The sequence below is a fragment of the Micromonospora sp. NPDC050686 genome, assembly GCF_040654475.1.
GTDB lineage: Bacteria > Actinomycetota > Actinomycetes > Mycobacteriales > Micromonosporaceae > Micromonospora.
This window is the reverse complement of the sequence record NZ_JBFAID010000014.1, coordinates 69,801-93,011: the sequence shown is the minus strand read 5'-3', so window position 1 is coordinate 93,011 and position 23,211 is coordinate 69,801. Positions and strand designations below refer to the sequence as shown.

At 74.1% G+C, this 23,211-nt stretch carries 22 protein-coding genes; 9 read left to right on the top strand and 13 right to left on the bottom strand.

The window, feature by feature from the left end; all coding sequences use genetic code 11:
- Positions 1–9 precede the first annotated feature (9 nt).
- Entirely contained in the window at positions 10–219 is a 210-nt protein-coding gene (locus tag AB0H57_RS12950; RefSeq protein WP_357505748.1) for a hypothetical protein, read from the top strand.
- A 166-nt stretch (positions 220–385) separates the two neighbouring features.
- Here the strand turns inward: AB0H57_RS12950 and AB0H57_RS12945 are convergent, their stop codons facing one another.
- The 5 genes from AB0H57_RS12945 to AB0H57_RS12925 form a co-directional block, all read right to left on the bottom strand.
- Entirely contained in the window at positions 386–736 is a 351-nt protein-coding gene (locus tag AB0H57_RS12945) for a DUF2203 domain-containing protein (protein ID WP_357505746.1), read from the bottom strand.
- A 107-nt stretch (positions 737–843) separates the two neighbouring features.
- On the bottom strand, positions 844–1,662 hold the full coding sequence (proC, locus tag AB0H57_RS12940) for a pyrroline-5-carboxylate reductase (RefSeq protein WP_357505744.1): 819 nt from the start codon (positions 1,660–1,662) through the stop codon (positions 844–846).
- Positions 1,663–1,730: 68 nt separating this feature from the next.
- Positions 1,731–2,759 carry a 6-phosphofructokinase gene (locus tag AB0H57_RS12935; protein WP_357505809.1) on the bottom strand — a complete coding sequence of 343 codons (1,029 nt, stop codon included), beginning with the start codon at positions 2,757–2,759 and terminating at the stop codon, positions 1,731–1,733.
- Between the two features lie 180 nt (positions 2,760–2,939).
- A complete protein-coding gene (locus AB0H57_RS12930) occupies positions 2,940–3,440 on the bottom strand; it encodes a pyridoxamine 5'-phosphate oxidase family protein (RefSeq protein WP_357505742.1) in 501 nt (166 codons plus the stop codon).
- A gap of 88 nt (positions 3,441–3,528) precedes the next feature.
- Positions 3,529–4,026 carry a polyadenylate-specific 3'-exoribonuclease AS gene (locus tag AB0H57_RS12925; protein WP_357505740.1) on the bottom strand — a complete coding sequence of 166 codons (498 nt, stop codon included), beginning with the start codon at positions 4,024–4,026 and terminating at the stop codon, positions 3,529–3,531.
- Positions 4,027–4,294: 268 nt separating this feature from the next.
- Here AB0H57_RS12925 and AB0H57_RS12920 point away from each other — a divergent pair, with 268 nt between their 5' ends.
- Entirely contained in the window at positions 4,295–4,987 is a 693-nt protein-coding gene (locus tag AB0H57_RS12920) for a Crp/Fnr family transcriptional regulator (protein ID WP_357505738.1), read from the top strand.
- A gap of 60 nt (positions 4,988–5,047) precedes the next feature.
- On the opposite strand, the gene AB0H57_RS12915 is transcribed toward AB0H57_RS12920, so the two are convergent.
- A complete protein-coding gene (locus AB0H57_RS12915; protein ID WP_357505736.1) occupies positions 5,048–5,242 on the bottom strand; it encodes a hypothetical protein in 195 nt (64 codons plus the stop codon).
- Positions 5,243–5,443: 201 nt separating this feature from the next.
- On the opposite strand from AB0H57_RS12915, the gene AB0H57_RS12910 reads away from it, so the two are divergent.
- Positions 5,444–9,013, top strand: a complete 3,570-nt coding sequence (locus tag AB0H57_RS12910; protein WP_357505807.1) for an adenylate/guanylate cyclase domain-containing protein — start codon at positions 5,444–5,446, stop codon at positions 9,011–9,013.
- 3 nt (positions 9,014–9,016) lie between these two features.
- Here the strand turns inward: AB0H57_RS12910 and AB0H57_RS12905 are convergent, their stop codons facing one another.
- Positions 9,017–9,709 carry a lysophospholipid acyltransferase family protein gene (locus tag AB0H57_RS12905; protein WP_357505735.1) on the bottom strand — a complete coding sequence of 231 codons (693 nt, stop codon included), beginning with the start codon at positions 9,707–9,709 and terminating at the stop codon, positions 9,017–9,019.
- Positions 9,710–9,933: 224 nt separating this feature from the next.
- Between AB0H57_RS12905 and AB0H57_RS12900 the strand changes: the two genes are divergently transcribed.
- Positions 9,934–10,776: a DUF308 domain-containing protein gene (locus AB0H57_RS12900; protein ID WP_357505734.1), complete on the top strand. Its 843-nt coding sequence runs from the start codon at positions 9,934–9,936 to the stop codon at positions 10,774–10,776.
- Between the two features lie 172 nt (positions 10,777–10,948).
- Positions 10,949–12,364 carry a trehalose-6-phosphate synthase gene (locus tag AB0H57_RS12895; protein WP_357505805.1) on the top strand — a complete coding sequence of 472 codons (1,416 nt, stop codon included), beginning with the start codon at positions 10,949–10,951 and terminating at the stop codon, positions 12,362–12,364.
- Between the two features lie 272 nt (positions 12,365–12,636).
- On the opposite strand, the gene AB0H57_RS12890 is transcribed toward AB0H57_RS12895, so the two are convergent.
- From AB0H57_RS12890 to AB0H57_RS12865, 6 genes are all read right to left on the bottom strand, one after another.
- Positions 12,637–13,464 (bottom strand): alpha/beta fold hydrolase, encoded by an 828-nt coding sequence (locus AB0H57_RS12890; RefSeq protein ID WP_357505732.1) that lies wholly within the window; start codon positions 13,462–13,464, stop codon positions 12,637–12,639.
- A complete protein-coding gene (locus AB0H57_RS12885) occupies positions 13,461–14,873 on the bottom strand; it encodes an NAD(P)-binding domain-containing protein (protein ID WP_357505730.1) in 1,413 nt (470 codons plus the stop codon). Before AB0H57_RS12885 ends, AB0H57_RS12890 begins: the two co-directional genes overlap by 4 nt.
- Before the next feature lie 91 nt (positions 14,874–14,964).
- Positions 14,965–15,675 carry an endonuclease/exonuclease/phosphatase family protein gene (locus AB0H57_RS12880; RefSeq protein ID WP_357505728.1) on the bottom strand — a complete coding sequence of 237 codons (711 nt, stop codon included), beginning with the start codon at positions 15,673–15,675 and terminating at the stop codon, positions 14,965–14,967.
- 5 nt (positions 15,676–15,680) lie between these two features.
- Positions 15,681–16,628, bottom strand: a complete 948-nt coding sequence (locus AB0H57_RS12875; protein WP_357505726.1) for an ROK family glucokinase — start codon at positions 16,626–16,628, stop codon at positions 15,681–15,683.
- 72 nt (positions 16,629–16,700) lie between these two features.
- Entirely contained in the window at positions 16,701–17,357 is a 657-nt protein-coding gene (locus AB0H57_RS12870; protein ID WP_357505803.1) for a hypothetical protein, read from the bottom strand.
- Between the two features lie 43 nt (positions 17,358–17,400).
- Positions 17,401–17,856, bottom strand: coding sequence for an SRPBCC family protein (locus tag AB0H57_RS12865; RefSeq protein ID WP_357505723.1), 456 nt, complete (start codon positions 17,854–17,856; stop codon positions 17,401–17,403).
- Between the two features lie 128 nt (positions 17,857–17,984).
- Here AB0H57_RS12865 and AB0H57_RS12860 point away from each other — a divergent pair, with 128 nt between their 5' ends.
- The 4 genes from AB0H57_RS12860 to AB0H57_RS12845 all read left to right on the top strand — a co-directional run bounded on the left by AB0H57_RS12860 (position 17,985) and on the right by AB0H57_RS12845 (position 23,199).
- Entirely contained in the window at positions 17,985–19,778 is a 1,794-nt protein-coding gene (locus tag AB0H57_RS12860; protein WP_357505721.1) for an AMP-binding protein, read from the top strand.
- Between the two features lie 14 nt (positions 19,779–19,792).
- Positions 19,793–21,487: a GAF domain-containing sensor histidine kinase gene (locus AB0H57_RS12855; protein WP_357505719.1), complete on the top strand. Its 1,695-nt coding sequence runs from the start codon at positions 19,793–19,795 to the stop codon at positions 21,485–21,487.
- 7 nt (positions 21,488–21,494) lie between these two features.
- Positions 21,495–22,163 (top strand): response regulator transcription factor, encoded by a 669-nt coding sequence (locus tag AB0H57_RS12850; protein ID WP_088972416.1) that lies wholly within the window; start codon positions 21,495–21,497, stop codon positions 22,161–22,163.
- Positions 22,164–22,386: 223 nt separating this feature from the next.
- The gene (locus AB0H57_RS12845; RefSeq protein ID WP_357505717.1) at positions 22,387–23,199 is read left to right on the top strand and encodes an SAM-dependent methyltransferase; all 813 of its coding nucleotides are present in this window, start codon (positions 22,387–22,389) and stop codon (positions 23,197–23,199) included.
- The last annotated feature ends 12 nt before the right edge of the window (positions 23,200–23,211 follow it).

Sequence of the window (23,211 nt, the reverse complement as noted above, 5' to 3'; positions counted from 1 at the left end):
TCGCTGCTGGTGCTGGACGCCGAGCGGGGCGGGCTGGTCACCGAGTTGCGCGAGGACGCTGGCGGCGGCGCACTGGTCACCACGGGGGGTGTGGAGACCGGCGGAGGCGGCTCGGCCGGGGCGGGTGTCGGGGGGTACCCGATGGTCGCCGGCGGCCTGCCCGCGGGCGCCGCGGTGGCGGGTGTGCTGTTGATCCGCCGGCGCAGCCTGGCACGGTGAGTGCCAGGAGCGAGCCGGTCCGGCGACGCTGGGGGGGTCGCCGGACCGGCGGGCTGGTCGCGGCGGGTGTGTTGGCGCTCCGCCTGACCGCCGGGAGCGGGGTCGGCGTCGCGGTCACCGCGCCGCCGGCCCCGGCCGCCCGGTCCGTCCTTTCCCGGGCCGCCGGTCAGACCGGGCGGCGGCCGGCGAAGCCGCACTCGGCCCGGTGGTACCAGCGGACGTCGCTGTCCCCCTCCAGCCAGCACCAGAGCACCGCCCGGCCGTCCCGCTCGCCGGGGAAGTCGAGCAGCACCGGGGCGATCCCCTTGACCTGGATGTCGTGCTCGTGCAACTCGTCCAGGACGCCGTGCAGCCGGGCCTCCAGCGCCTTCACCTCGGGCAACCCGCCGAGCACACTCATGCCGTGGTCGGCCAGGTCCGCGCGGAGTTCGGCCAGGTCGGCGCGGAGCCGGATCAGGTCGTCGATCCGCGGGCGCAGGGTCGCCACCAGGTGACGCGACTGGGCGAGAGTGAACACCCGAGCAGTATGGGGCACCCAGGTCACCGCCTGGGCGCGCAGCATCGCCCGGGTCCAGAGCGGGCGATACAGGTCCTGCTCGACTCGGCGCAGCGCAGCTGCGAGCCTCAGTCCGCCTGGGCGGCCAGCTCCCGGGCCCGATCCCGGGCCGCCTCCAGCGCCGCCAGCAGCGCCGCGCGTACGCCGTGCTTCTCCAGCTCCCGTACGGCGGAGATGGTGGTGCCGGCCGGCGAGGTGACCGCCTCGCGCAGCTTGACCGGGTGTTCCCCGGAGTCGCGCAGCATCACCGCCGAGCCGATCGCGGTCTGCACGATCAGCTCGTGCGCCACCTGCCGGGGCAGGCCGAGCAGGATGCCGGCGTCGACCATGGCCTCGACCAGCAGGTAGAAGTACGCCGGGCCGGAGCCGGAGAGGGCGGTCACCGCGTCCTGCTGGGACTCGGGCACCCGGATGGTGGCGCCGAGCGGGGAGAACATCTCCTCGGCCAGGGCCAGGTGCGCGCCGGTGGCGTGCGCCCCGGCGGAGATGGCGGTCATCGCCTCGTCGACCAGGGCCGGGGTGTTGGTCATCACCCGGACCACCGGGGTGCCCTCCGGCAGCCGCCGGCTGAAGAAGCTGGTGGGCAGGCCGGCGCAGAGCGAGATCACCAGCTTGTCGGCGGGCACCTTGGGACCGATCTCGTCGAGCAGTGCGGCGGCGTCCTGCGGCTTGACCGAGACGGCGAGCACCGCCGCCTCCTCCACCGCGGTGAGGTTGTCCACCACCCGTACGCCGTAGCGGGCGGTGAGTTCCTCGGCGCGGGCGGGGCGGCGGGCCGTGGCGAGCAGCCGCTCCACCGGCCAGCCCGAGCGCAGCAGCCCGGAGAGCATCAACTCGCCGATCTTGCCGGCGCCGATCACCGCGACCGTGTGCCGGGCGGCTCCCATCGGTCGTACCCCTTTCCTCGCCGGAACCGGGGCGGCACGGCGGTGACCCGCCGTGCCGCCCAGCACGGTCAGCTGCCGAAGAAGACCTCGGCCTCGGCGTACCGCTCCAGCGGGACGGTCTTCAGCTCGGCCGTGGCCTCGGCCAGCGGGACCCGGACGATGTCCGTGCTCTGCATCGCGACCATCTTGCCCCAGTCGCCCTCGTGCGCCGCGTCGATCGCCTGCAGGCCGAGCCGGGTGGCGAGCACCCGGTCGAAGGCGGTCGGGGTGCCGCCGCGCTGGATGTGGCCGAGCACGACCGTGCGGGCCTCCTTGCCGGTCTTCGCCTCCAGCTGCTCGGCCAGCCACTGGCCGATGCCGCCGAGGCGGACGTGCCCGAACGAGTCCAGCTCCTGGTTGTGCAGCACCATCTGGCCGTCCAGCGGCTGGGCGCCCTCGGCGACCACCACGATCGGGGCGTACTGGTGCTGGAAGCGCTTCTCGACGTACCCGGCGACCTGCTCGACGTCGAACTGCCGCTCGGGCAGCAGGATCACGTTGGCGCCACCGGCCAGGCCGGCGTGCAGGGCGATCCAGCCGGCGTGCCGGCCCATCACCTCGACGACCAGGGTGCGGTGGTGGCTCTCCGCGGTGGTGTGCAGCCGGTCGATCGCCTCCATCGCGATGTTGACCGCGGTGTCGAAGCCGAACGTGTAGTCGGTGGCACCCAGGTCGTTGTCGATGGTCTTCGGCACGCCGACGACGTTGACGCCCAGCTCGTGCAGCTTGGTGGCGACGCCGAGGGTGTCCTCGCCGCCGATCGCGATCAGGGCGTCCACGCCCTGCGCCGCGAGGTTCTCCTTGATCCGCTGGACGCCGTTCTCGATCTTGAACGGGTTGGTCCGGGAGGAGCCGAGGATGGTGCCGCCGCGCGGCAGGATGCCGCGGACCTCCGCGATGCCCAGCGGCTTGGTCAGGCCCTCCAGCGGGCCCTTCCACCCGTCCCGGAAACCCACGAACTCGTGACCGTAAATGGCCACGCCCTTGCGGACCACCGCCCGGATTACCGCGTTGAGCCCTGGGCAGTCGCCGCCGCCGGTGAGCACGCCGATACGCATGATCTGCTCATCCTCCTGGAGCATCAGGTGAAGCCCGGAACAAGCCCCAGGATATGGGTCGGAATCAGACCGTCGGCGCCATTGCCGGCCCGGGGCGGGCCGTCACCGCGAACTGTAGTCGCCGTGGGTGGGCGCCGACACCGCGCCCCGGCGCGTCCCGCCCGGCGGACCGGCTACCCGTCAGTAGTTGACCTCGTGGTTCTCGCCCGTCCTCGGCGGCCGGCCGGTCACCGCGGCCTTGGCGAAGCCGAACAGCGTGACCACGGTGCCGCCCGGCGAGTCCCAGTACTCGGCGGAGGTGGCGTGCACCTTGATCAGCGTGAGGCCGGGGGTCTCCAGGCCGTCCGGGAACCAGGCCTTGAGCAGCGGATTCCACAGCTGCTCCGCGCGTGCCCGGTCGTAGCCCTCGTGGGCGGTTCCGGAGATCGACACCCAGGCGTGGTGCCGCTGGTCGGAGAAGGCCACGTTCACCTCCGGGTTGACCCGGATCTGGCGCACCTTCGCCGAGTCGGCGTACGCGAAGAACCACAGGTTGCCGTCGAACGCCGCCTCCTGCAGCCCCATCGGCCGGCTCATCATCCGGCCGTCCACCCCGATGGTGGTGAGCATGCAGATCCGCGCCTGCCGGATCAGCTCGGTCACCCGGTGGCGGCCGTCGGCCGCCGTCGACTCGTCGGTCATGGCGTACCCCCTCGCGTCCCTCCGACCGGACGGTGCCCGGGACGGAACGGGTCAAACCTGGAACAGCCCGACCAGTTGCGGCGACCGGTCAGCCGCCGGTCATCGCCCGCCACCGAGCCAGGTTGTGCCGGGCGTCGACCAGCGCGTCGTGCCGCTCCGCCTCGGCGTCGGGCAGCCGCGGCCGGCCCCGGTCGTCCCAGAGCTGACGCAACTCCCTGGTGAACCGGGGAATCTCCCGCGGCAGCCCGGTCATCGAGCCCCAGAGCTGGGCCAGCACCACGTGGTCGTAGGCGGCGTACCAGGCCCAGAGTTCGAGCTGCTCGCCCGGGCGGTCACGGATCGGCTCGACCAGGAACTCGTAGAGGTCGTCGCGGATCCGCGCCCGGGACCGCCAGGCACGGTCGGCCGGCGACGGGAGCCGGTCCAGCACGTTGCGGCGGACCCACGGCACGGCCCGGGAGTCGTCGAACTCGGTGGAGACCGCGTAGAACTCGCGGCCGTACTCGTCGACGACGCCGATCGACACCAGGTCGATGGTGCGGCCGTCCTCGATGAATTCGCAGTCGTAGAAGTAGCGGTAGGCCATCACCGCCATCCTCGCCCACCGGGCGAGCCGGCCCGACGGCGGGGCGCGGGGCCGCCGTCCACGGCCACCTCCGGCGACGGATCCGCACGTCAGGGCGGACCGCCGGGCGCCACGGAAGCGTTTTGAGGGGTGTACAGCACGCGACCGGACCGTCATGATCTGATGTGTACCGCTACCGGACGCCGGACCGGTCCAGTCGACCTCGTACCGGCGACTGCCTGGTTCACCCGGTGCGTGGAATGGTCCTTGACCGGGGAGGGGTTGGGCCGTGGAGGTTCGCCTGCCGGAGCCGGGTGACGCGCTGACCGGTGTCGAGATGTTCGCCGGCCTCGAGCCGGAGGTACGCCAACGCGTCATCGCGGCGGCGGTGCCTCGCACCTACCGCAAGGGGCAGTTGCTCTTCGTGGAGAACGACCCCGGCGAGTCGCTGATCGTGCTGCGGCGCGGGGCGGTCGCGGTGTTCCGCACCGCGCCCACCGGTGAACGGGCCGTGCTGACGGTGATCCGACCGCCGGACGTGCTCGGCGAGGTCTCCCTGCTGGACGCCTCGACCCGCTCGGCGTCGGCCGAGGCCATCGAGGACTGCGCCGCGCTGGCGCTGTCCCGGCCCGCCTTCATGGAGCTGGTGCACTCCAACCCGCGCATCCTGGACGCGGTGATGCGCTCGCTGGGCGGGCTGATCCGGCGGCTGACCGAGCAGAACGCCGACCACGTCTTCCTCGACCTGCCCGGCCGGGTGGCCAAGACGCTGGTCCGGCTGGCCGGCGAGAGCCAGGCGCCGATGATCACCATCGAGCTCAACCAGAGCCAGCTCGCCGAGATGGCCGGCGGCTCCCGGCAGAGCGTCAACCAGGCGATCGGCTCGTTCGCCAACCGGGGCTGGCTGCGTACGGAGGGGCGCCGCATCGTGGTCACCGATGTGGCCGCGCTGCGCCGCCGGGCGGGGATGAACGACCGCTGAACACGGCACGTGGCCGGGGCGTCGAACGCCCCGGCCACGTGGTAGCGGTCCCGCGTCAGCTCACGGCTTGGTGCTGGTCGGGCCGATCCACCCGTCGGTCCCGTCCTTGCTGCCGCCGCCCTTGGGCCCCTCGCTGACGATCCCCTGGGCCTGCAGGGAGGCCAGGGTGGCGGCGTCCACGTCGATGGACTCGCCCGCGGAGTGGTTGATCCCGTCGGCATCGGTCCAGTCGTTCTCCAGCTTCACGTACACCATGATGTTTCCCCCTTGATCGCGGTCCTCGTCGTCCGGCGGCATGAATCTAATCCGCGACCGGTCCGCCTGACTGCCCGGATGAGTGTCCACAAGCCAACAGCCCGGTACCCGACAGCTCGCCCGACCGCGATACTCACCTGGACGCCGCGGGGGGCGGCGCCCGGCCAGGACCCGGCCCCAGGACCACCATCGGAGGGTGTCATCTCCGCCCAGTGTGACCGTTGTGGACGTACCGCCGCCGACGGCGACCGCTTCTGCGGTGGCTGCGGGGCGGAACTGGGCGCGGTCTGCCCGCACTGCCTGCGTCCCCTCGCCGCCGACGTGGCGTTCTGCACCTCGTGCGGGTCGCCCCGGGCCGGCGCCCGGCAGCCGATCACGGCACCCCAGGAGGACCGGCGCCGGATCAGCGTGCTCTTCGTCGACCTGATCGACTTCACCCCGTACGTGGAGCGGGCCGACCCGGAGCAGGTCCGCGCCATGCAGACCGGCTTCTTCGCCACCGCGAAACGGGTCGTCGGGCAGTACGGCGGGGTGGTCGAGAAGTACATCGGCGACGCCGTGATGGCGCTCTTCGGCGCCCCGGTGGCCACCGAGACCGACGCGCTGCGCTGCGTACGGGCCGGCCTGGAGCTGCAACGGGTGCTCACCCGGTTCGCGCCCAGCGGCGCGGACGAGCTGCGCTTCCGGGTGGGCGTGGCCACCGGGGAGGCGCTGGTCGACGTGGCCGCCGCCCGCGACGGCGGGCAGGCGATCGTGGCCGGCGACGTGGTGAACACCGCCTCCCGGACGCAGTCGGTGGCTCCGTCCGGCGGGGTGCTGGTCTGCGGCGCCACCCATGCCCTCACCAAGGACGCCATCCGGTACGAGGAACAGCCGCCGGTCACCCTGCGCGGGCGCTCCACCCCCACCGAGGTGTGGCTGGCCCTGGCCCCGGTCCGCCGGCAGCCCACCGACCGGGAGCCCGACACCACCCCGCTGATCGACCGCGAGCACGAGCTGGGGCTGCTGGTCAACGCGCTGCACCGGTCGCTGCGCGACCGGCTGCCCCAGGTGGTGACCGTCTTCGGACGCGCCGGCCTGGGCAAGAGCCGGCTGGTCCGGGAGTTGCACCGGCACGCCGGCCGGCTGGTCGACGAGCCGCTGACCTGGCGTACCGGGCGGTGCCCGCCGTTCGGGGAGAACGTCACCTACGCCGCGCTGGCCGACATCGTCAAGACCGAGGCCGGCATCCTCGACACCGACCCGGCGGCCACCGCCGGGCAGCGGCTGACCGCCGCGGTCGGCGAGCTGGTCGGGCCGGGCGAGCGGGACCGGATCGTGCCCGCCCTGCGCCCGCTGGTCGGGCTGGCCGGCGCCACCCTGCCCGCCGAGGAGGCCGAGTCGGCGTGCCGGCGCTTCCTGCTGGCCCTGGCGGCCCGGCGCCCGACCGTGCTGGTCTTCGAGGACCTGCACTGGGCCGACGACGCCATGCTGCGCTTCGTCGAGCTGCTCGGCGCCGCCGCCCGGGACGCGCCGCTGCTGCTGCTCTGCACCGCCCGGCCGGAGTTGATCGACCGGGACCCGAGCTGGGCCGGCATCATCACCGGCTCGGTCACCATCACCCTCCCCCCGCTGCGGGACACCGGCATCGCCTCGCTCTACGCGCACATGTTCGGCCAGGCGGCGTTCACGGCGGAGATGCTCAACCCGCTGATCGAGGTGGCCGGCGGGAACCCGCTCTACGCCCACGAGTACGTGCGGATGCTGATCGAGCAGGGCGCGCTACGCCAGTCGGGCCGGGGCTGGTCGCTGGAGAAGCACCTGGAGCTGCCGATGCCGGAGAGCGTGCACTCGGTCATCGCCAACCGGGTCGACCTGCTCGACGCCAAGGACCGCGCGGTCCTGCTGGCCGCCTCGGTGGTCGGGGTGCAGTTCTGGCCGGGGGCGGTGGCCGCCGCGCTGGGCCAGTCGGTCGAGTCGGTGGAGCGGGCGCTGCGCCGGCTGGAGCAGCGCGACTTCGTGCACGAGCAGGGCGCCTCGACGATGGCCGGGCAGCCGGAGTTCCGGTTCCGGCACGTGCTGGTCCGGGACGTCTGCTACCAGCGGCTGCCGCGTACCGAGCGGGTGGCCCGGCACGAACGGACCGCGGACTGGCTGGACACGCTGTCGCAGAGCCGGGACACCGACCTGGCCGAGGTGCTCGCCCACCACCGGTGGGCGGCCCACGAGATCGCCCGCACGCTGGGCACGGAGACCAACCGCTACGCCGCCCCGGCGCGCGCCGCGCTGCACCGGGCGGCCCGCCGGGCGTACGCCCTGCACGGGCTGGACGCCGCCGCCGCGCACGCGGGCCGGGCGCTGGGCCTGGCCGACGACAGCGACCCGGTCGGCCGGTTGCAGCTGGAGCTGCTGAGCACCGAGATCTCGTTCCACCGGGACGGCAACACCTTCCTCTCCGGCGGCGGGCCGGAGCAGCTGCACGCGCTCGCCGACCGGCTGCTCGCCCACGGCGACGACGCCTGCGCCGCGCGGGCCTGGACGATGCTCGGCCAGGCGGCCTGGCTGCGTGCCGACCGGACCGCCGCGGTCGCCTGCCTGAACCGGGCGGTGGCGCTGTTCGAGCCGCTGCCGGACAGCCAGCAGAAGGCCGACGCGCACGCCGAGCTGGGCCGGCTGCACATGCTCAACTACGAGCGGGACGAGGCGGTCGCCGCGGCGGAGACGGCCGCCGCGATCGGTGCCCGGCTCGGGCTCGTCGAGGTCAACGTCAACGCGCGGATCACTGCGGCGACCGCCCGTTACCAGGCGGGCGACCGGTCCGGGCTGGACGAGCTGCACGGGCTGGTCGAGACCGCCCGGACCCAGCAGTTGTACGCGCTGCCCCGCGCCCTGCAGAACCTGATGTTCGCGCTGAACGAGGAGGGCGAGTGGCTGCGCTCCGACGCGCTGCTGGCCACCCTGCCGGCCCTGAAGGGCAGCGGGCAGACGCTGGCCACCAGCTACTCGGGCGAGGCGGTCCGGGCGTACTTCGACGGTGACTTCGCCCGGCTGATCGCCGCCGCGGACGCGTTCGTCGACACCCCGACCGGGGGCTGGGACATGAAGGTCCGCGGCATGCGCTCGTGCCTGCTGCTGCTGCGCGGCCAGCCGGTGCCGCCGGCGGCCCGGCCCGCCCCCGGGCAACGCGACGGCGGTGCGGAGGTGGTCCGGCACCGGGACGACGTGTCCGCCGCGCTGGCCAGCGCCCGGGGTGGCGGTTTCCACCGGCCGCACTGGACCATGCTCGGCATGGCCGCGCTCTGCCGGGCGTTGCAGGGCCGCACCGACGAGGCGGCGGTCCTGATCGACGAGCTGGCCGACTCGTGGTCGGCGGTGCCGGCCCTGGCCAGCGGGGAGTGGATCGCCGCGGCCGCGTACGCGGCGACCCTCGCCGGCCGGGACGCGGCGGTGCGGGTGCGGGCGATGCTGGACCGGGTCGGCCATCGGACGCCCTGGTCGGAGGCGGCGTTGCGGACGGTGACCGGGGCGGTCGCGGCGGCGGACGGCGACCACCGGCGGGCCGGTGAGCTGTACCTGGCCGGGGCGGACATCTACGCCCGGATCCCGGACGTCACCGACCGGATGCTGGCCCTCGCCCTGGCCGTGGCCGAGCTGGACCGGGCCGGGGACGGCGCGGCGGTGGCCGGGCCGCTGGCCGAGGTACGCGCCTTCGCGCAGCGCAACGACGCACCGGGGCTGCTGACCCTGGCCCGGCGGCCGGTCCCGGACGCCGGGCCGGCCCTGGCCTGCTGACCGTCAGGCCGGGACCGGTTCCGTCGGCTGCTGCTTCAGCTTCTGCGCGTACGTGTCGACGTACTCCCGGCCGGAGAGTTCCATCAGCTCGTACATGATCTCGTCGGTGACCGCCCGCTCGACGAACCGGTCGCCCGCCATCCCGGCGTAGCGGGAGAAGTCCAGCGGCCGGCCGAACCGGATCCGGACCCGGCCCAGGTTGGGGATCAGCTGGCCGGTCGGCTGGATCTCGTCGGAGTTGAGCAGCACCATCGGCACCACCGGGGCGCCGCTCTCCAGGGCCAGCCGGGCCACCCCGGTCTTGCCCCGGTAGAGCCGGCCGTCGGGCGAGCGGGTGCCCTCCGGGTAGATGCCGGCGATGCCGCCGGCGCGCAGCACCTGGAGCTGGGTGTCCAGGGCGGCCCGGGCGGCCCGGCCGCCGGAGCGGTCCACCGGGATGGCGCCCGAGCCGAGGAAGAACATCTTGGTCAGCCACCCCTTGATGCCCTTACCGAGGAAATATTCCGCTTTGGCGATGAATGTGACTTTTCGCTTGACGATCAGCGGCGTGAAGATCGAGTCGGAGAAGGAGAGGTGGTTGCTGGCCAGGATGACCGGGCCGGTGGCCGGGATGTGCTCCCGGCCCTCGACCTGCGGGCGGAAGACCAGCCTCAGCACCGGGCCGAGGATGATGTACTTCAGCAGCCAGTACAGCACCGGGGTCCTTCCAGAACGGGGCGGCGAGGGCCCCGCGGCGGGCAGCGGGGCCCGTCCGGGCGCCGTCGGCGAGCGGAACCGTCGATGCCGAGGGTACGAACAGCGAGCGGCACGCCACAACGCACTCCCGGAACCGGCCCGGAACGTGTCACGATTCAAGGCACGGCGTACGGGCGCCGGGGCGCGAGCGGACGCACCGCCAGGTGCGATGAGGAGGGTGTCCGGTGTCAGCGGGTGGGCCCCGCCGGGGGCGGCGGGACAACGGCCTCGACGCGAGCGAGTACGCCGTCGCGGGTGACGTGGATCCCCGGGTCGGCGAGCACCTGCTCGACGTGCTGGCCGCCGGCGGCATCGCCGCGTACCTCCAGCCCTCCGCCGACCTCAACCCGGTCACCCGGACCACCACCGTCCCGCCGCGGCCCGTCGACCGGCTCTACGTCGACCGTTCGCACCTGACCACCGCCCGGGACTACCTGACCCAGCTCGCCGACGAGGGCGGCCCCGCCGACCGCGACGCCGAGCCGGACGTCGACGCCGAGTGGGCCCGGATCGTCGCCGGGTTCCACACCGCGCCGGCCGCCGGCGCGCACCCCTGGCCCGCGGCCGAGGACGTGGACGACGACCCGGCGGAGCGTCCGGGCCCGGCCACCGGCCCGGCCGGCCGCACCGGCACCGACGACGCCCCCGGGCCCACCGCCACCGACGTGCGCCGGCTGCCGTACGCGGCCGACGTGTCCGGGATCTCGGTGGGCCGGGACCGGCCCGACGAGCCTTCGCTGCTGGACGGGCTGGACACCTTCGGCGCCCACCTGCCCGGCGACGAGGACGAGGGCTACACGCCCCCGCCCCCGCCCCCGCTGCCCCGGGTGTCGAAGTACGCCGTGGTGGGGGTGCTCTGCATCCTGGTGGGCTTCGTGTTCTTCCTCCGCCCCACGCTGCTGCCGGTCGACTCGTCGGTGGTGACCCTGCTCGGCTTCACCGGCATCCTGGCCGGCTTCGTCACGCTGATCTGGCGGCTGCGTCCGGGCGACGAGGACCGCGACCCGGACGACGGCGCGGTCGTCTGATATCACCCCGGCGGGCGCTCGCCCGCATCGCGAGACGGGGCGCGACACGCGTACGGCGTAACAGTGGTGTAACTTACGGTCAGTAGGAATACGGCTGTACGTCACTTCCCCCCTGACTGCCCGGTTGTTCCTCACTCGCGGTGGTCAGCCCCTGCTGATCGGAATGCCCGAGATGCGACAGAGTTCTCTCGTGGTGGTGGCCAATCGCCTCCCCATCGACGACGGTATGGCACCCGACGGCGCCTGCGAGTGGCGCCGCAGCCCCGGTGGCCTGGTCAGCGCGCTGCACCCGCTGCTGCGGCACACCCCGGCCACCTGGGTGGGCTGGGCCGGCGGCACCGGCCCGGCGCCCGTCCTGCCCGACGTGGACGGGGTACGGATGCGCAGCGTGGCGCTCAACACGGAGGACTTCCGGGACCACTACGAAGGCTTCGCCAACGCCACCCTCTGGCCCCTCTACCACGACGCGGTCGAGCAGCCGGAGTACCACCGGCGCTGGTGGGAGGCGTACCAGCGGGTCAACCAGCGGTTCGCCGAGGCGACCGCCGAGGTGGCCGAGCCGGGCGCCGTGGTCTGGGTGCAGGACTACCACCTTCAGCTGGTCCCCGGCCTGCTCCGCGAGCTCCGTCCCGACCTGCGGATCGGCTTCTTCCTGCACGTGCCGTTCCCGCCGCCGGAGCTGTTCATGCAGCTGCCCCGGCGGGCCGAGCTGCTGCGCGGCATGCTCGGCGCCGACCTGATCGGCTTCCAGCGCGCCCAGGCGGCGCACAACTTCGCCCAACTGGTGGCGAAGGTGCTGGAGCTGCCCGCCACCGACCGGCGGATCGGCGTCGGCGACCGGGTGGTCCGCATCGGCGCGTTCCCGGTCTCCATCGACACCGCCGAGATGGCGGCCCTCGCCGCCCGGCCCGAGGTGGCCGAACGGGCCAGCCGGCTGCGCCGGGACCTGGGCGGTCCGGAGCACGTCATCCTCAGCGTCGACCGGATGGACTACACCAAGGGCATCGAGCAGCGGCTCAAGGCGTACAGCGAGCTGATCGCCGGCGGGCACGTCAAGGTCCGCGACACGGTGCTGGTCCAGGTCGCGGTGCCCAGCCGCGAGCGGGTCGGCCAGTACCAGATCCTGCGCGAGCGGGTGGAGCGCGAGGTCGGGCGGATCAACGGCGAGTTCGGCCGGGTCGGCGAGCCGGCCATCCACTACCTCACCCAACCCTTCGACCGGGCCGAGCTGGCCGCGCTCTACCGGGTCGCCGACGTGATGGCGGTGACCCCGCTGCGGGACGGGATGAACCTGGTCGCCAAGGAGTACGTCGCCGCCCGGGTCGACGACACCGGCGCGCTGCTGCTCAGCGAGTTCGCCGGCGCCGCCGCCGAGCTGTCCCAGGCGTACCTGGTCAACCCGCACGACCTCGAGGGGTTGAAGCAGGGACTGCTGGCCGCGTTGCAGGCCGACCCGGCGGACCTCGCGGACCGGATGCACGCGATGCGCGACCACCTGCACCGCTACGACATCCGGGCCTGGGCCCGCTCCTACCTCAGCGCGCTGGACGAGAGCGGAGCGCTGACCGACCGGCTGCGCACCGACTGACCCCGACCGATCCGCCCGGCGCGGTCGCTGCCGCCCGACAGGGCCGGCAGGACCCGAACGCGCGTGATACCTCTCAGGTATTTTGATGACTCTGAGGTATCACGCTCACGAGGGTCTGACGAAGGTGAGCAGCCCGGCGGCCACCCCACCGGCCCCACAACTGCCGACGGCGGCTCGTCCAGCACCACCGGCAGCCCGCGCCGCCGGTGACCGCCGGCCGGAGGGGGCGCACTGACCGCGCGGCCTGCCTCCCGGCCCCACGCCGTGCCCGGTCAGGCGCCGGCCCGGGACGGGTCGGGCGCCGGCTCCTTCGCCAGCCAGTCGAGGATCGCGTCGACCGGCTCGCGCCACCGCGCGTCGAGCATCATGTCGTGCCCCAGGCCGGGAAAGAGCAGCGGCGCCGAGTCGTACCGGCGGGCCGCCCGGTTCAGCGCGGACACCGGGACCACCCGGTCGTCCGGGCTGCCCAGCACCAGCACCGGCGGCCGGCCCACCGCCGCCTCCGGCTCGTCCGGGTTCAGCAGCGCCCACTGCACGCGCCGCGCCGCCCCGCCGAGCCGGGCCGCGTACCGGCGGGCGTCGGCGTCCGGCAGCTCCCGGCTGAACAGCTGCCGCGGGGCCAGCCGCAGCCGGCCGCCGAAGACCGCCGGCAGCGTACCGGCCGGGTTGCGGCGCAGCGCCGCGCCGAACGTCGGCCAGCCGCCCAGCACCGGCGCCACCAGCACCGCCGCCCGGGCCGGGTAGCGGGCCAGCGCGTGCGCCACCACCAGGGCGCCGGCGCCGTGCCCCACCAGCACCGCCTGCCGCGGCAGGTCCGCGGCCACCTGGATCACGTCATGGACGTACGCCCGCAGCGTCGCGTCCGGCGCCGGCTCGCTGTCGCCGTGGCCGCGCAGGCTCATCGCGTACGCCGGGAAGCCCCGGCCGGACGTGTGCGCCAGCCAGTGCTCGGCGAACGCCCACGCGCCGTGGCCGAAGCCGGGCACGAAGAGCAGCGGCGGGCGGCCCTCGTCCAGCTCGGGGACGGCGGCCAGCACCTCCCGGCGCGCCGGGCGGACCGGCCGGGCCCACTCCCACGCCCGCATCACCCGCTCCCTCATTTTCTACTGGCCTCCAGCTCGTGCAGGGCGCGTTCCAGCGCGCGCAGGTAGTCGGCGTGGCCCACCTCGAACCAGTGCCGGCTGCTGTCCTTCACCGCCCCGGAGTAGCGCTCCCCCGCCCCCGCGGTGACCCGCCGGGCGAACGCGGCGGCCCGCTCCGGGCGGGTCAGCCGGGCCCGGAGCAGCCGGGCGAAGAGCACCGCCTGCCAGTGCGACAGGGGGAAGATGCCGGAGTCGGGCTGCACCAGGCCGACCACGGCGAGGGTCGGGTGGCCGGGCACGAACGCGTTGAGCCACAGCCGGGGCCGCCCCTCCGCCCCCTCGTCGCCGAGCAGCTTCGGGTCGAGGAACTCGAACCGCGGCAGGTAGCCGGTGGCGAACACGACCAGCTCCGGGTCGATGCGCCGGCCGTCGGTCAGCTCCACCGTCCGGTCGTGGAAGCGGGCCACGTCCGGCACCGGGGCGATCTCGCCGTGACCGACGTAGTAGACCAGCTGGCTGTTGGCGATCGGGTGGGTCTCGTAGACCCGGTGGTCCGGCGCGGGCAGCCCGAACCGGGTGAGGTCACCGACGGTCAGTCGCAGCGTCCAGTGGTAGAGCCACTGGCGCACCCGCAGCGGCACCCGCAGCGCCAGCAGCGTGTCGTTGACCTGGTCGGCCGGGCGGCCGAGGACGTACTTCGGGGCGTACCAGTAGCCGCGGCGGGTGGAGTGCCAGCAGTGCGACGCCTGCTGGGCCGCCTCGACCGCGATGTCGCAGCCGGTGTTGCCGGCGCCGACCACCAGCACCCGCTTGCCGCGCAGCTGCGCCGGGTCCTGGTAGGACGAGGCGTGCATGACCTCGCCCCGGAACTCCGCCAGCCCCTCGTAGCGGGGCAGCTTCGGCGACCAGTTGTGCCCGTTGGCCACCACCACGGCGGCGTACCGGGAGGTCCGCTCGGGGCCGTACCCGCCGGTGCTGCGGGTGGTCACGTCCCACCGCTCGCCCTCGACCGGCTCCACCCGCACCACCTCGGTGCCGAACCAGATGTGCTGGCGCAGGTCGAAGTGGTCGGCGTAGCGCTCGAAGTAGGAGAGCAGCTGGCTGTGGTGCGGGTAGTCCGGCCAGGAGTCCGGCATCGGAAAGTCGGGGAACTGGGTGAACGGCCGGGACGAGATCAGGTGCGTGCTGGCGTACACCGGGCTGCGGTCGTGCCGCCAGTTCCACGCGCCGCCGACACCGGTCTCCCGCTCGTAGCAGTCGACGCCGAAGCCGTGCTCGCGCAGGTTCTTCACCGTGGTCAGGCCGCTCGCGCCGGCGCCGATGACGCAGACCGTGTCGCCCCGGTCGGAGACCGGACGGCCGTCGCGGGTCGGGGCGAGCGGGGCCGCTTCCGGTCGGGACCGGTCGTGCTCGGGGGAGGGGGACACCGGATTCTCCTTCGTACGGCACGAGCGCCGGGTCGCTGCGAAATCCTGCCCAGATCCGCCCCGGTTGTCCAGCCCCGTCCCGCCGCGCCGGTCAGCCGGCCGCCGGCAACAGGAGGTCGACCAGGATCGGGAAGTGGTCGCTGGCCCGCCGGGTCTGCGGCGTGTCGACCACGTCGTAGTCGACCACGGTGATCCGCGGGTCGACGAAGAGCGCGTCGATGCGCCGGCGCGGGTTCGCGCACGAGTACGTGTGCCGGTCCGCCCGGTCCATCGCGACCGCGGCGTCGGTCAGCCCGTCCGCCACGGTCCGCCAGGCCAAGCCGTCCGGCCCCTCGTTCAGGTCGGCGCCGGCCACCACCGGCAGCGTGGTCGCGGCCAGCTCCCGCTTGAACGCCGCCGCCTGCGCCGGCCGCTCGGCCGGGTCGGTCGACAGGTGGGAGCCGGCCAGCAGGAACCGGACGCCGCCGACCTCGCACTCGGCGTACGCCGCGCCGCGCAGGTGCCGGCCCGGGGTCAGCGGGTACCGCCGGCACGCGGTCGACCGCACCCGCACCCGCAGGCTGGTCAGCAGCAGGTTGCCCAGCGACGGCAGCCCGCCGGCGGCGACGGTGAGGCCGAACGAGGCGGCCAGCGTGGCGGACTTCTGCCGCCAGCGGAACCGGCGCGGCCCCTCCTGCACGATCACCACGTCCGGCCGGGCCGTCCGGACCACGGCGGCCAGCGCGGCCGTGTCGTCCCGCTGGGTGTGGATGTTGTACGACACGACGCGCAGCGGCACGCCCCGATCCCCGGTCACCGGCACCGCCGCTACAGCCGGCGGGCGAGGTCGGCCGCGCCGATCACGCCGGCGCTGTTGCCCAGCTCGGCCGGGCGGATCTCGGCGACCGGCAGCCGGCTGCGCTGGGCCAGCGCCTCGACGAACGAGCGGCGGGTCGGGCCCATCAGCAGGTCGCCGGCGTCCACCACGCCACCGCCGACCACCAGGACCTGCGGGTCGAGGATCTGGGCCATGTCCGCCAGGCTGGTGCCGAGCCAGCGGCCGACCTGGGCGAACGCCTCCGCGGACACTGGGTCGCCGCCCTGCGCCGCGGCGGTCACCATCGGGCCGGTGATCGCGTCGGCCTCGCCGCCGGCGAGGTCCAGCAGGGCGGTGGCGCGCTGCGGCTCCTGGCGGGCGGCGGCCCGGGCGAAGCGGACCAGCGCGCTGCCGCTGGCATACTGCTCGATGCAGCCGAGCCGGCCGCAGCCGCACTGGTGGCCGTCGGGGACGGTGAGCATGTGGCCCAGCTCGGCGGCGATGCCGTTGGCGCCGCGGACCAGTTCGCCGCCGAGCACGATGCCGCCGCCCACGCCGGTGCCGATGGTGAACATGACCATCGAGTCGTCGGCGTCCCGGGCGGCGCCGTGCCGGAACTCGGCCCAGGCCGCGACGTTGCCGTCGTTCTCCACGATGACCGGCTTGCCGACGGCGCCGCTGACGTACTCGCGCAGCGGCTCGTCCCGCCAGGCCAGGTTCGGCGCGAACAGCACGGTGGAGCGGCTGGCGTCGATCCAGCCGGCGGCGCCGATGCCGACCGCCTCGACGGCGTGGTCGGCGGCCAGCTCGGTGACCACCTCGATGATGACGTCGCGGGTCTTCGCCACGTCGTCGGCGGGGGTGTCCCGTCGGACCTGCACGAGCACGGTGCCGGTGTCGTCCACGACACCGCCGGCCACCTTCGTGCCACCGACGTCGACTCCGATGGTCAGCGTCACCGCTGCCACTCCCCTCTGCTGTGCTGCCCGGCATCGGCCGAGCCGGCCGTGCGATGCCGGATGTCCGGTGGGTCAGGCCCCGTCGCCTGGCGCGTTCCCGCCCGCCTCGCCGGACGCCCGCGAGGCGGGCACCACGGGACGGTCGGCCGGCGGCCGGTCGGTGACCGGCGCGTCGGGCCCGTCGGCGGGCGGTACGGGGGCACCCGGGTCGGCCGAGCACTCCCCCCGGGTGGCGGCGGACCACACGTCCTGCTCGGGTGCCGGCTGAGAATAATGCCCGGTCCGGGTGGCCTCGCGCCACACATGATCCCCGTCGGCGTCCCCGGTGCCGGCTCGGGCCTGGTCGGCCGGGCCCGGGGACGGGGCGCCGGCGGAGGCGAAGGCGCGCAGCAGGCTGGCCACCCCGGCCGCCAGATCACCCGCGCCGGTGGCGAGGCGTTCGGCGAATTCCGGACTCGGGTCGCGGACCGCGGCGATACCACGGCAGATCGGGCAGACGCAGCACTCCGGGGCGCCGGTGGCGAAACCGCCGCCTTCCGGCCGGGCGATCGGCCCGGCACCCGCGGCAAACCGCTCCCCGGTGTGATTGAGGACACCCGAGAGGATCCCACCCAGCGAGCCCCAGCCGACCGGAGCGGCACCGGCGGCGGGTGACCGGGTCATCGCCAGCAGCGCCGCGACCAGCCGCTCCGCCTCTTCCCGGGCCGAGCCCGGCTCCGTACCCGCCATGGTCGGTTCCTCCAAGGTGGCGACCGGGCCGCCGGTGGTCGGGTCAGTGCGCCGCACCGGGTGCTTCTACCCGGCGCTTGAGCTGCTTCAACGCGGCGTCCATGATCATCTTTTCGGCCTTGCGGCGGAACATGCCCAGCATCCCGACGGCGAGCTCCACCTCCAGCGTGTACGTCACGGTCGTGCCGCCGTCCGGGTTGCCGACCAGGTCGTACGACCCGCGCTGGGTGCGCTGCATCCGCGACGGCTCGACCAGGTGCCACTCGATCCGGGACAGGTCCTCGGCGTACTCGTAGGCGAGCACGTACTCGTCGGCCAGCACCCCGGCGTCGATGGTGAACCGCACCTGGCTGGCGTAGCCGTCCTCGTACTCCTCGACGACCTCCGCCCGGCGGATCGCGTCGGTCCACTCCGGGTAGCTCGGGAAGTCGCAGATGACCGCCGCCACCCGGTCCGGTGACGCGCCGATGATGATCGACTGGGTGGAGCTGTCCGCCATGGGGGGAGGCTACCCGGACCGGGCCGGCGGCACCGCGCTCCCACCCCGGTCCGCCGGCCGGGTAGGTTTCCACAGAGCCGACCCCACGGTGGCGGCGTCCCGGCCAGTGCGAGCACGAGGGAGTGCAGGTGCGCGAGTTCTCCGTCCCGCCGATCGTCACCGTCGGCGACGCGGCCAACCTGACCGACCCGGTCTGGGACAACGCCGAGGCCGCGCCGGACGCGGTGCAGTTCGTCCGGCCCGGGCCCGACGGCGCCCGGGAGGACGTGACCTGCCGGCAGTTCCGCGACGAGGTGGTCGCGGTCGCCCGCGGCCTGGTCGCGGCCGGCGTCAACCCGGGCGACCGGGTCGCGCTGATGAGCCGCACCCGCTACGAGTGGACCCTGGTCGACTACGCGATCTGGGCGGCCGGCGCGGTGACCGTGCCGATCTACGAGACCTCCAGCGCCGAGCAGGCCGCGTGGATCCTGGCCGACTCCGGGGCCGTCGCCGTGGTGGTGGAGACCACCGCCCACGCGACCCTGGTGGCCGGGATCCACGAGCGGCTGCCCGAGCTGCGCCACGTCTGGCAGATCGAGCTGGGCGCGGTGGGCGAGCTGGTCGCGGCCGGCGAGGCGGTCGACCCGGCCGATATCGAGGTACGCCGCAAGCAGGTCCGTTCCGCCGACATCGCCACCATCATCTACACCAGTGGCACCACCGGCCGCCCCAAGGGCTGCGTGCTCACCCACCGCAACATGTACTCCGACATCGCCAACGCGGTACCGGTGCTGCCCAACCTCTTCGGCCCCGGCGCCTCCACCCTGCTCTTCCTGCCCCTGGCGCACGCCTTCGCCCGGCTCATCCAGATCGGCGTGGTGCAGGCCCGGGCCACGATGGGGCACTGCGCGGACACCACGAACCTGGTGGCCGAGCTCCAGGACTTCCGGCCGACCTTCGTGCTGTCGGTGCCGCGGGTGTTCGAGAAGGTCTACAACGGCGCGCGGCAGAAGGCCGAGGCGGCGGGCAAGGGCAAGATCTTCGACCGGGCCGAGAAGGTGGCCATCGTGTACAGCGAGGCGCTGGAGACCACCGCCGGGCCGGGCCTGGGCCTGCGCGCCCAGCACGCGCTCTTCGACAAGCTGGTCTACCGCAAGCTGCGGGCCGCGCTCGGCGGCCGCTGTCGGGACGCGATCTCCGGCGGCGCCCCGCTCGGCGCCCGGCTGGGGCACTTCTTCCGGGGCGTCGGGGTGACCGTCGGCGAGGGATACGGCCTGACCGAGACCTCCCCCGCCGCCGCGGCCAACCTGCCCACCGGCACCAGGATGGGCACGGTGGGCCGGCCGCTGCCCGGGGTCACCGTCCGCATCGCCGACGACGGCGAGATCCTGATCGCCGGCGACCTGATCTTCCAGGGCTACTGGAACAACGAGGCCGCCACCGCCGAGGCTCTCGACGGCGACTGGTTCCGCACCGGCGACCTGGGCCGGCTCGACGACGACGGCTACCTGAGCATCACCGGCCGGAAGAAGGAGATCATCGTGACCGCCGGGGGCAAGAACGTCGCCCCGGCCGTGCTCGAGGACCAGGTCCGGGCGCACCCGCTGATCAGCCAGTGCCTGGTGGTCGGCGACCGGCAGCCGTTCATCGCCGCCCTGGTCACCATCGACGAGGAGGCCCTGCCCGAGTGGCTGGCCGCGCGGGGCCGGGCCGGGACCACGGTGGCCGAACTGCGCGAGGACGAGGCGCTGCGGGCCGAGATCCAGGCCGCGATCGACCGGGCCAACGAGTCGGTCTCCAAGGCCGAGGCGATCAAGGTGTTCCGCATCCTGCCCCGGGACTTCACCGAGGCCACCGGCGAGCTGACCCCGTCGCTGAAGGTCAAGCGTCAGGTCGTGCACGAGACGTACGCGGCGGAGATCGCCGAGATCTACCGCGGCTGACTACGATCCGTCACGTGCCCGCCTCGACACCCGGTCAACCGCTGACCCATCCCCTCGCCGCCGCCGCGCGGCTGGTGATGCTCGCGCTGGTCGCCGTCCTCACCTACGTCGCCACCCGCGACCCCGCCCAGCTCTGGTGGATCGCCCTGCTCGCCGTCGCCGGGCTGCCCGCCGTGCTGGCCCCGCAGCACCACCGGCTCGGCCCGCTCAGCCGGGTCGCCGAGGTGGTGGTGCTCGGGCTGGCCGCCAGCCAGGTCGCCGCCGTCGCCGACATCGGCGGCCCGATCGACGGCATCGGCGCCTCCGCCGTCCTGCCGTACCTGGCCGTGCCGGTGACGGTGACCGCGCTGCGCCGCGCCTTCCGGGAGGGCGCCGGCCTGCTCGCCGTCACCGCGGTGACCCTGCTGGTCAGCGGGGCGCTCACCGTGGTCGACGGCGGTCGCCAGCTGGGCCAGCCGGGTTACCTGGCGGTCTGCGCGCAGTGGCTGATCCTGGCCGGCCTCGGGCTCTACGCCGCCCGCAGCCTGCACCGGGTGATGCGGGTGCGCGGCGAGGGCAAGCCCCAGCCGTACGCCGAGGCGACCCGGCTGCTGACCCAGCTGCGTACGGTCGCCCGGCAGCTGCCCGGGGCCACCCTCGACCCCGGCGGCATCTCCGAGCACCTGCTGGACGAGCTGCGGCTGGCCGCCCCCACCGACCGGGGGGCGGTGCTCTCCGCCAGCGGCGGCGGGCGGCTGGTGGTGCTCGCCCAGATCGGCGCCGAGCGGGTCGACTGGGAGACGACGCTCGACGCGGACTCCGCGATCGCCGACGCCTGGGCCAGCCAGCAGCCGCACACCGCGACCCGCTCGCAGGCCCGCTCGCACCGCGGCGGCGACGTGTCGGCGCTGATCGTGCCGCTGGTCGCCGGGGTACGTACCGTCGGCCTGGTGGTGCTGGAGACCGATGTCGCGCAGGCGTACCCGGCGCCGGTGATGTCCCGGGTGACGGCGCTGACCGGCCCGGCCGCGCTGCGGCTGGAGGCGGCGCTGCTCTTCGACGAGGTGCGCTCGCTGGCCACCAACGAGGAGCGGCAGCGGCTGGCCCGGGAGATCCACGACGGGGTCGCCCAGGAGCTGGTGATGGTCGGCTACGGCATCGACAACGCGCTGGCCTACGTCGACGAGGACCCGAAGGAGACCGGCGACGCGCTGCGCGCCCTGCGCAACGAGGTGACCCGGGTGATCACCGAGCTGCGGCTGAGCCTGTTCGAGCTGCGCAGCGAGGTGGACCGGCACGGCGGGCTGGCCGCGGCCATCGCCGAGTACGCCCGTACCGTCGGCGCCTCCGGCGGGCTGCGGGTGCACCTGTCGCTGGACGAGTCGACCGCCCGGCTCCCCGCCGCCACCGAGGCCGAGTTGCTGCGCATCGCGCAGGAGGCGGTGACCAACGCGCGCAAGCACGCCGGCGCCGCGAACCTCTGGGTCACCTGCGAGGTGGACCCCCCGTACGCTCAGATCGAAGTGTCGGATGACGGTCACGGCATCGGTGACCAGCGGCCCGACGGGCACTATGGTCTTGCGATCATGGCCGAGAGGGCGGAACGTATCCGGGGCCGGTTGGAGATCAGGCCGCGGCAACCCAGCGGCACGACCGTGGCGGTGGTAGTCGGCTCCTCGCCCCGGCGCGATAAGGTGCGCGGCAGCACCGCAGCAGCAGAAGGGGAGTAACCCGAGGATGACCACTAGCCCGACACCGGCCACCCGTACCAAGGTCCTCCTTGTCGACGATCACGATCTCATCCGTAAGGGGCTGCGGCACGCGTTCGAGCGGGACCGCCAGTTCGAGGTCGTCGGCGAGGCGGCCACCGCGGCGGAGGGCGTGCGGCAGGCCGGCGCCCTCCAGCCCGACGTGGTGATCATGGACCTGCGCCTGCCCGACGGCAGTGGCCTGGAGGCCACCCGGGCGCTGCGCAAGTCCAGCGCGACGATGGGCATCGTGGTGCTCACCATGTACGCTGGCGACGACCAGCTCTTCGGCGCCCTGGAGGCCGGGGCGAGCGCGTTCGTGCCGAAGACCGCGCCGGCCGACGAGGTTGTCGCCGCCGCCCGGCACGCCGCCTCCTCCCCGAGCGCCTTCACCGCGGCCGACCTGGCCGAGGCGATGAAGCGGCGGCTGGCCCCGTCCGGTCCGCAGCTCTCCCCCCGGGAGGGCCAGGTGCTGCGGCTGCTCGCCGACGGCATGAGCGTCGCCGGCATCGCCAAGCAGCTCTTCGTCAGCGAGTCGACCGCCAAGACGCACATCTCCAAGCTCTACGAGAAGCTCGGCGCCGCCAACCGGGCCCAGGCCCTGATGACCGCGCTGCGGCTCGGCCTGCTCGAGGCGCCGGACGCCCCGAAGTTCTGACGCACCCCGTACCGACCGGGAGGTCCGTGTCCCGCCGGATTGCCCGGCCGGGTGCGGACCTCTCGCGCGTCCCCGGCCACCGGCCTGGTTGATCATGCACCGGCCCAGGTGAGGCGATAGAGGGCGGACCGCCTCTTCTCACCCGGGCGGGAGAGGAGCACAATACGCCGGGTGACCCTCAGGGCACACCATTTCTCGCGTTGTCCACCAAAAGGGGTACGGCATGCAGCGGCCGGACTGGGCTCCCGACACCATCGACATCGAGCGCCCCAGCGTCGCCCGCATGTACGACTACTACCTCGGCGGCTCGCACAACTTCGCGCCCGACCGGGCGGCGGCCCGGGCGATGATGGCCGCCGTGCCGGACGCCCCGCTGATGGCCCAGGCCAACCGGGCGTTCCTCCGCCGGGTGGTGCAGTTCCTGGCCGAGTCGGGCGTGCGGCAGTTCCTCGACATCGGCTCCGGCATCCCGACCGTCGGCAACGTGCACGAGATCGCCCAGCGGGTCGCCCCCGACTCCCGGGTGGTGTACGTGGACGTCGACCCGGTGGCCGTCGCGCACAGCCGGGAGATCCTCGACGGCAACGAGCGGGCCACCGTGATCCAGGAGGACCTGCGCCGGCCCGAGGCGATCCTCGGCCACCCCGAGGTCACCCGGCTGCTCGACTTCTCCCAGCCGGTCGCCGTGATGGTCGTGGCCGTGCTGCACTTCATCGCCCCCGAGGACCGGCCGGAGCGGATCCTGGGCCGGCTGCGCGACGCCCTGGCGCCCGGCAGTTACCTGGCGCTGTCCCAGGCCAGCGACGAGGGGCGGAGCGGGACCGGCGAGCGGGCCGAGGCCGAGCGGGTCTACCGGCGCACCGACAGCCAGCTCTGGATCCGCGACCGCGCCGAGCTGGTCGGCCTCTTCGACGGCTTCGAGCTGGTCGAGCCGGGCGTGGTCTGGGTGCCGCAGTGGCGGCCCGAGTCACCGGAGAGCGCCGAGGACGCGGAACGGTCCGTGTTCATGGGCGGCCTGGGGCGGGTCGGTGACTGAGCCGGCGGCGAC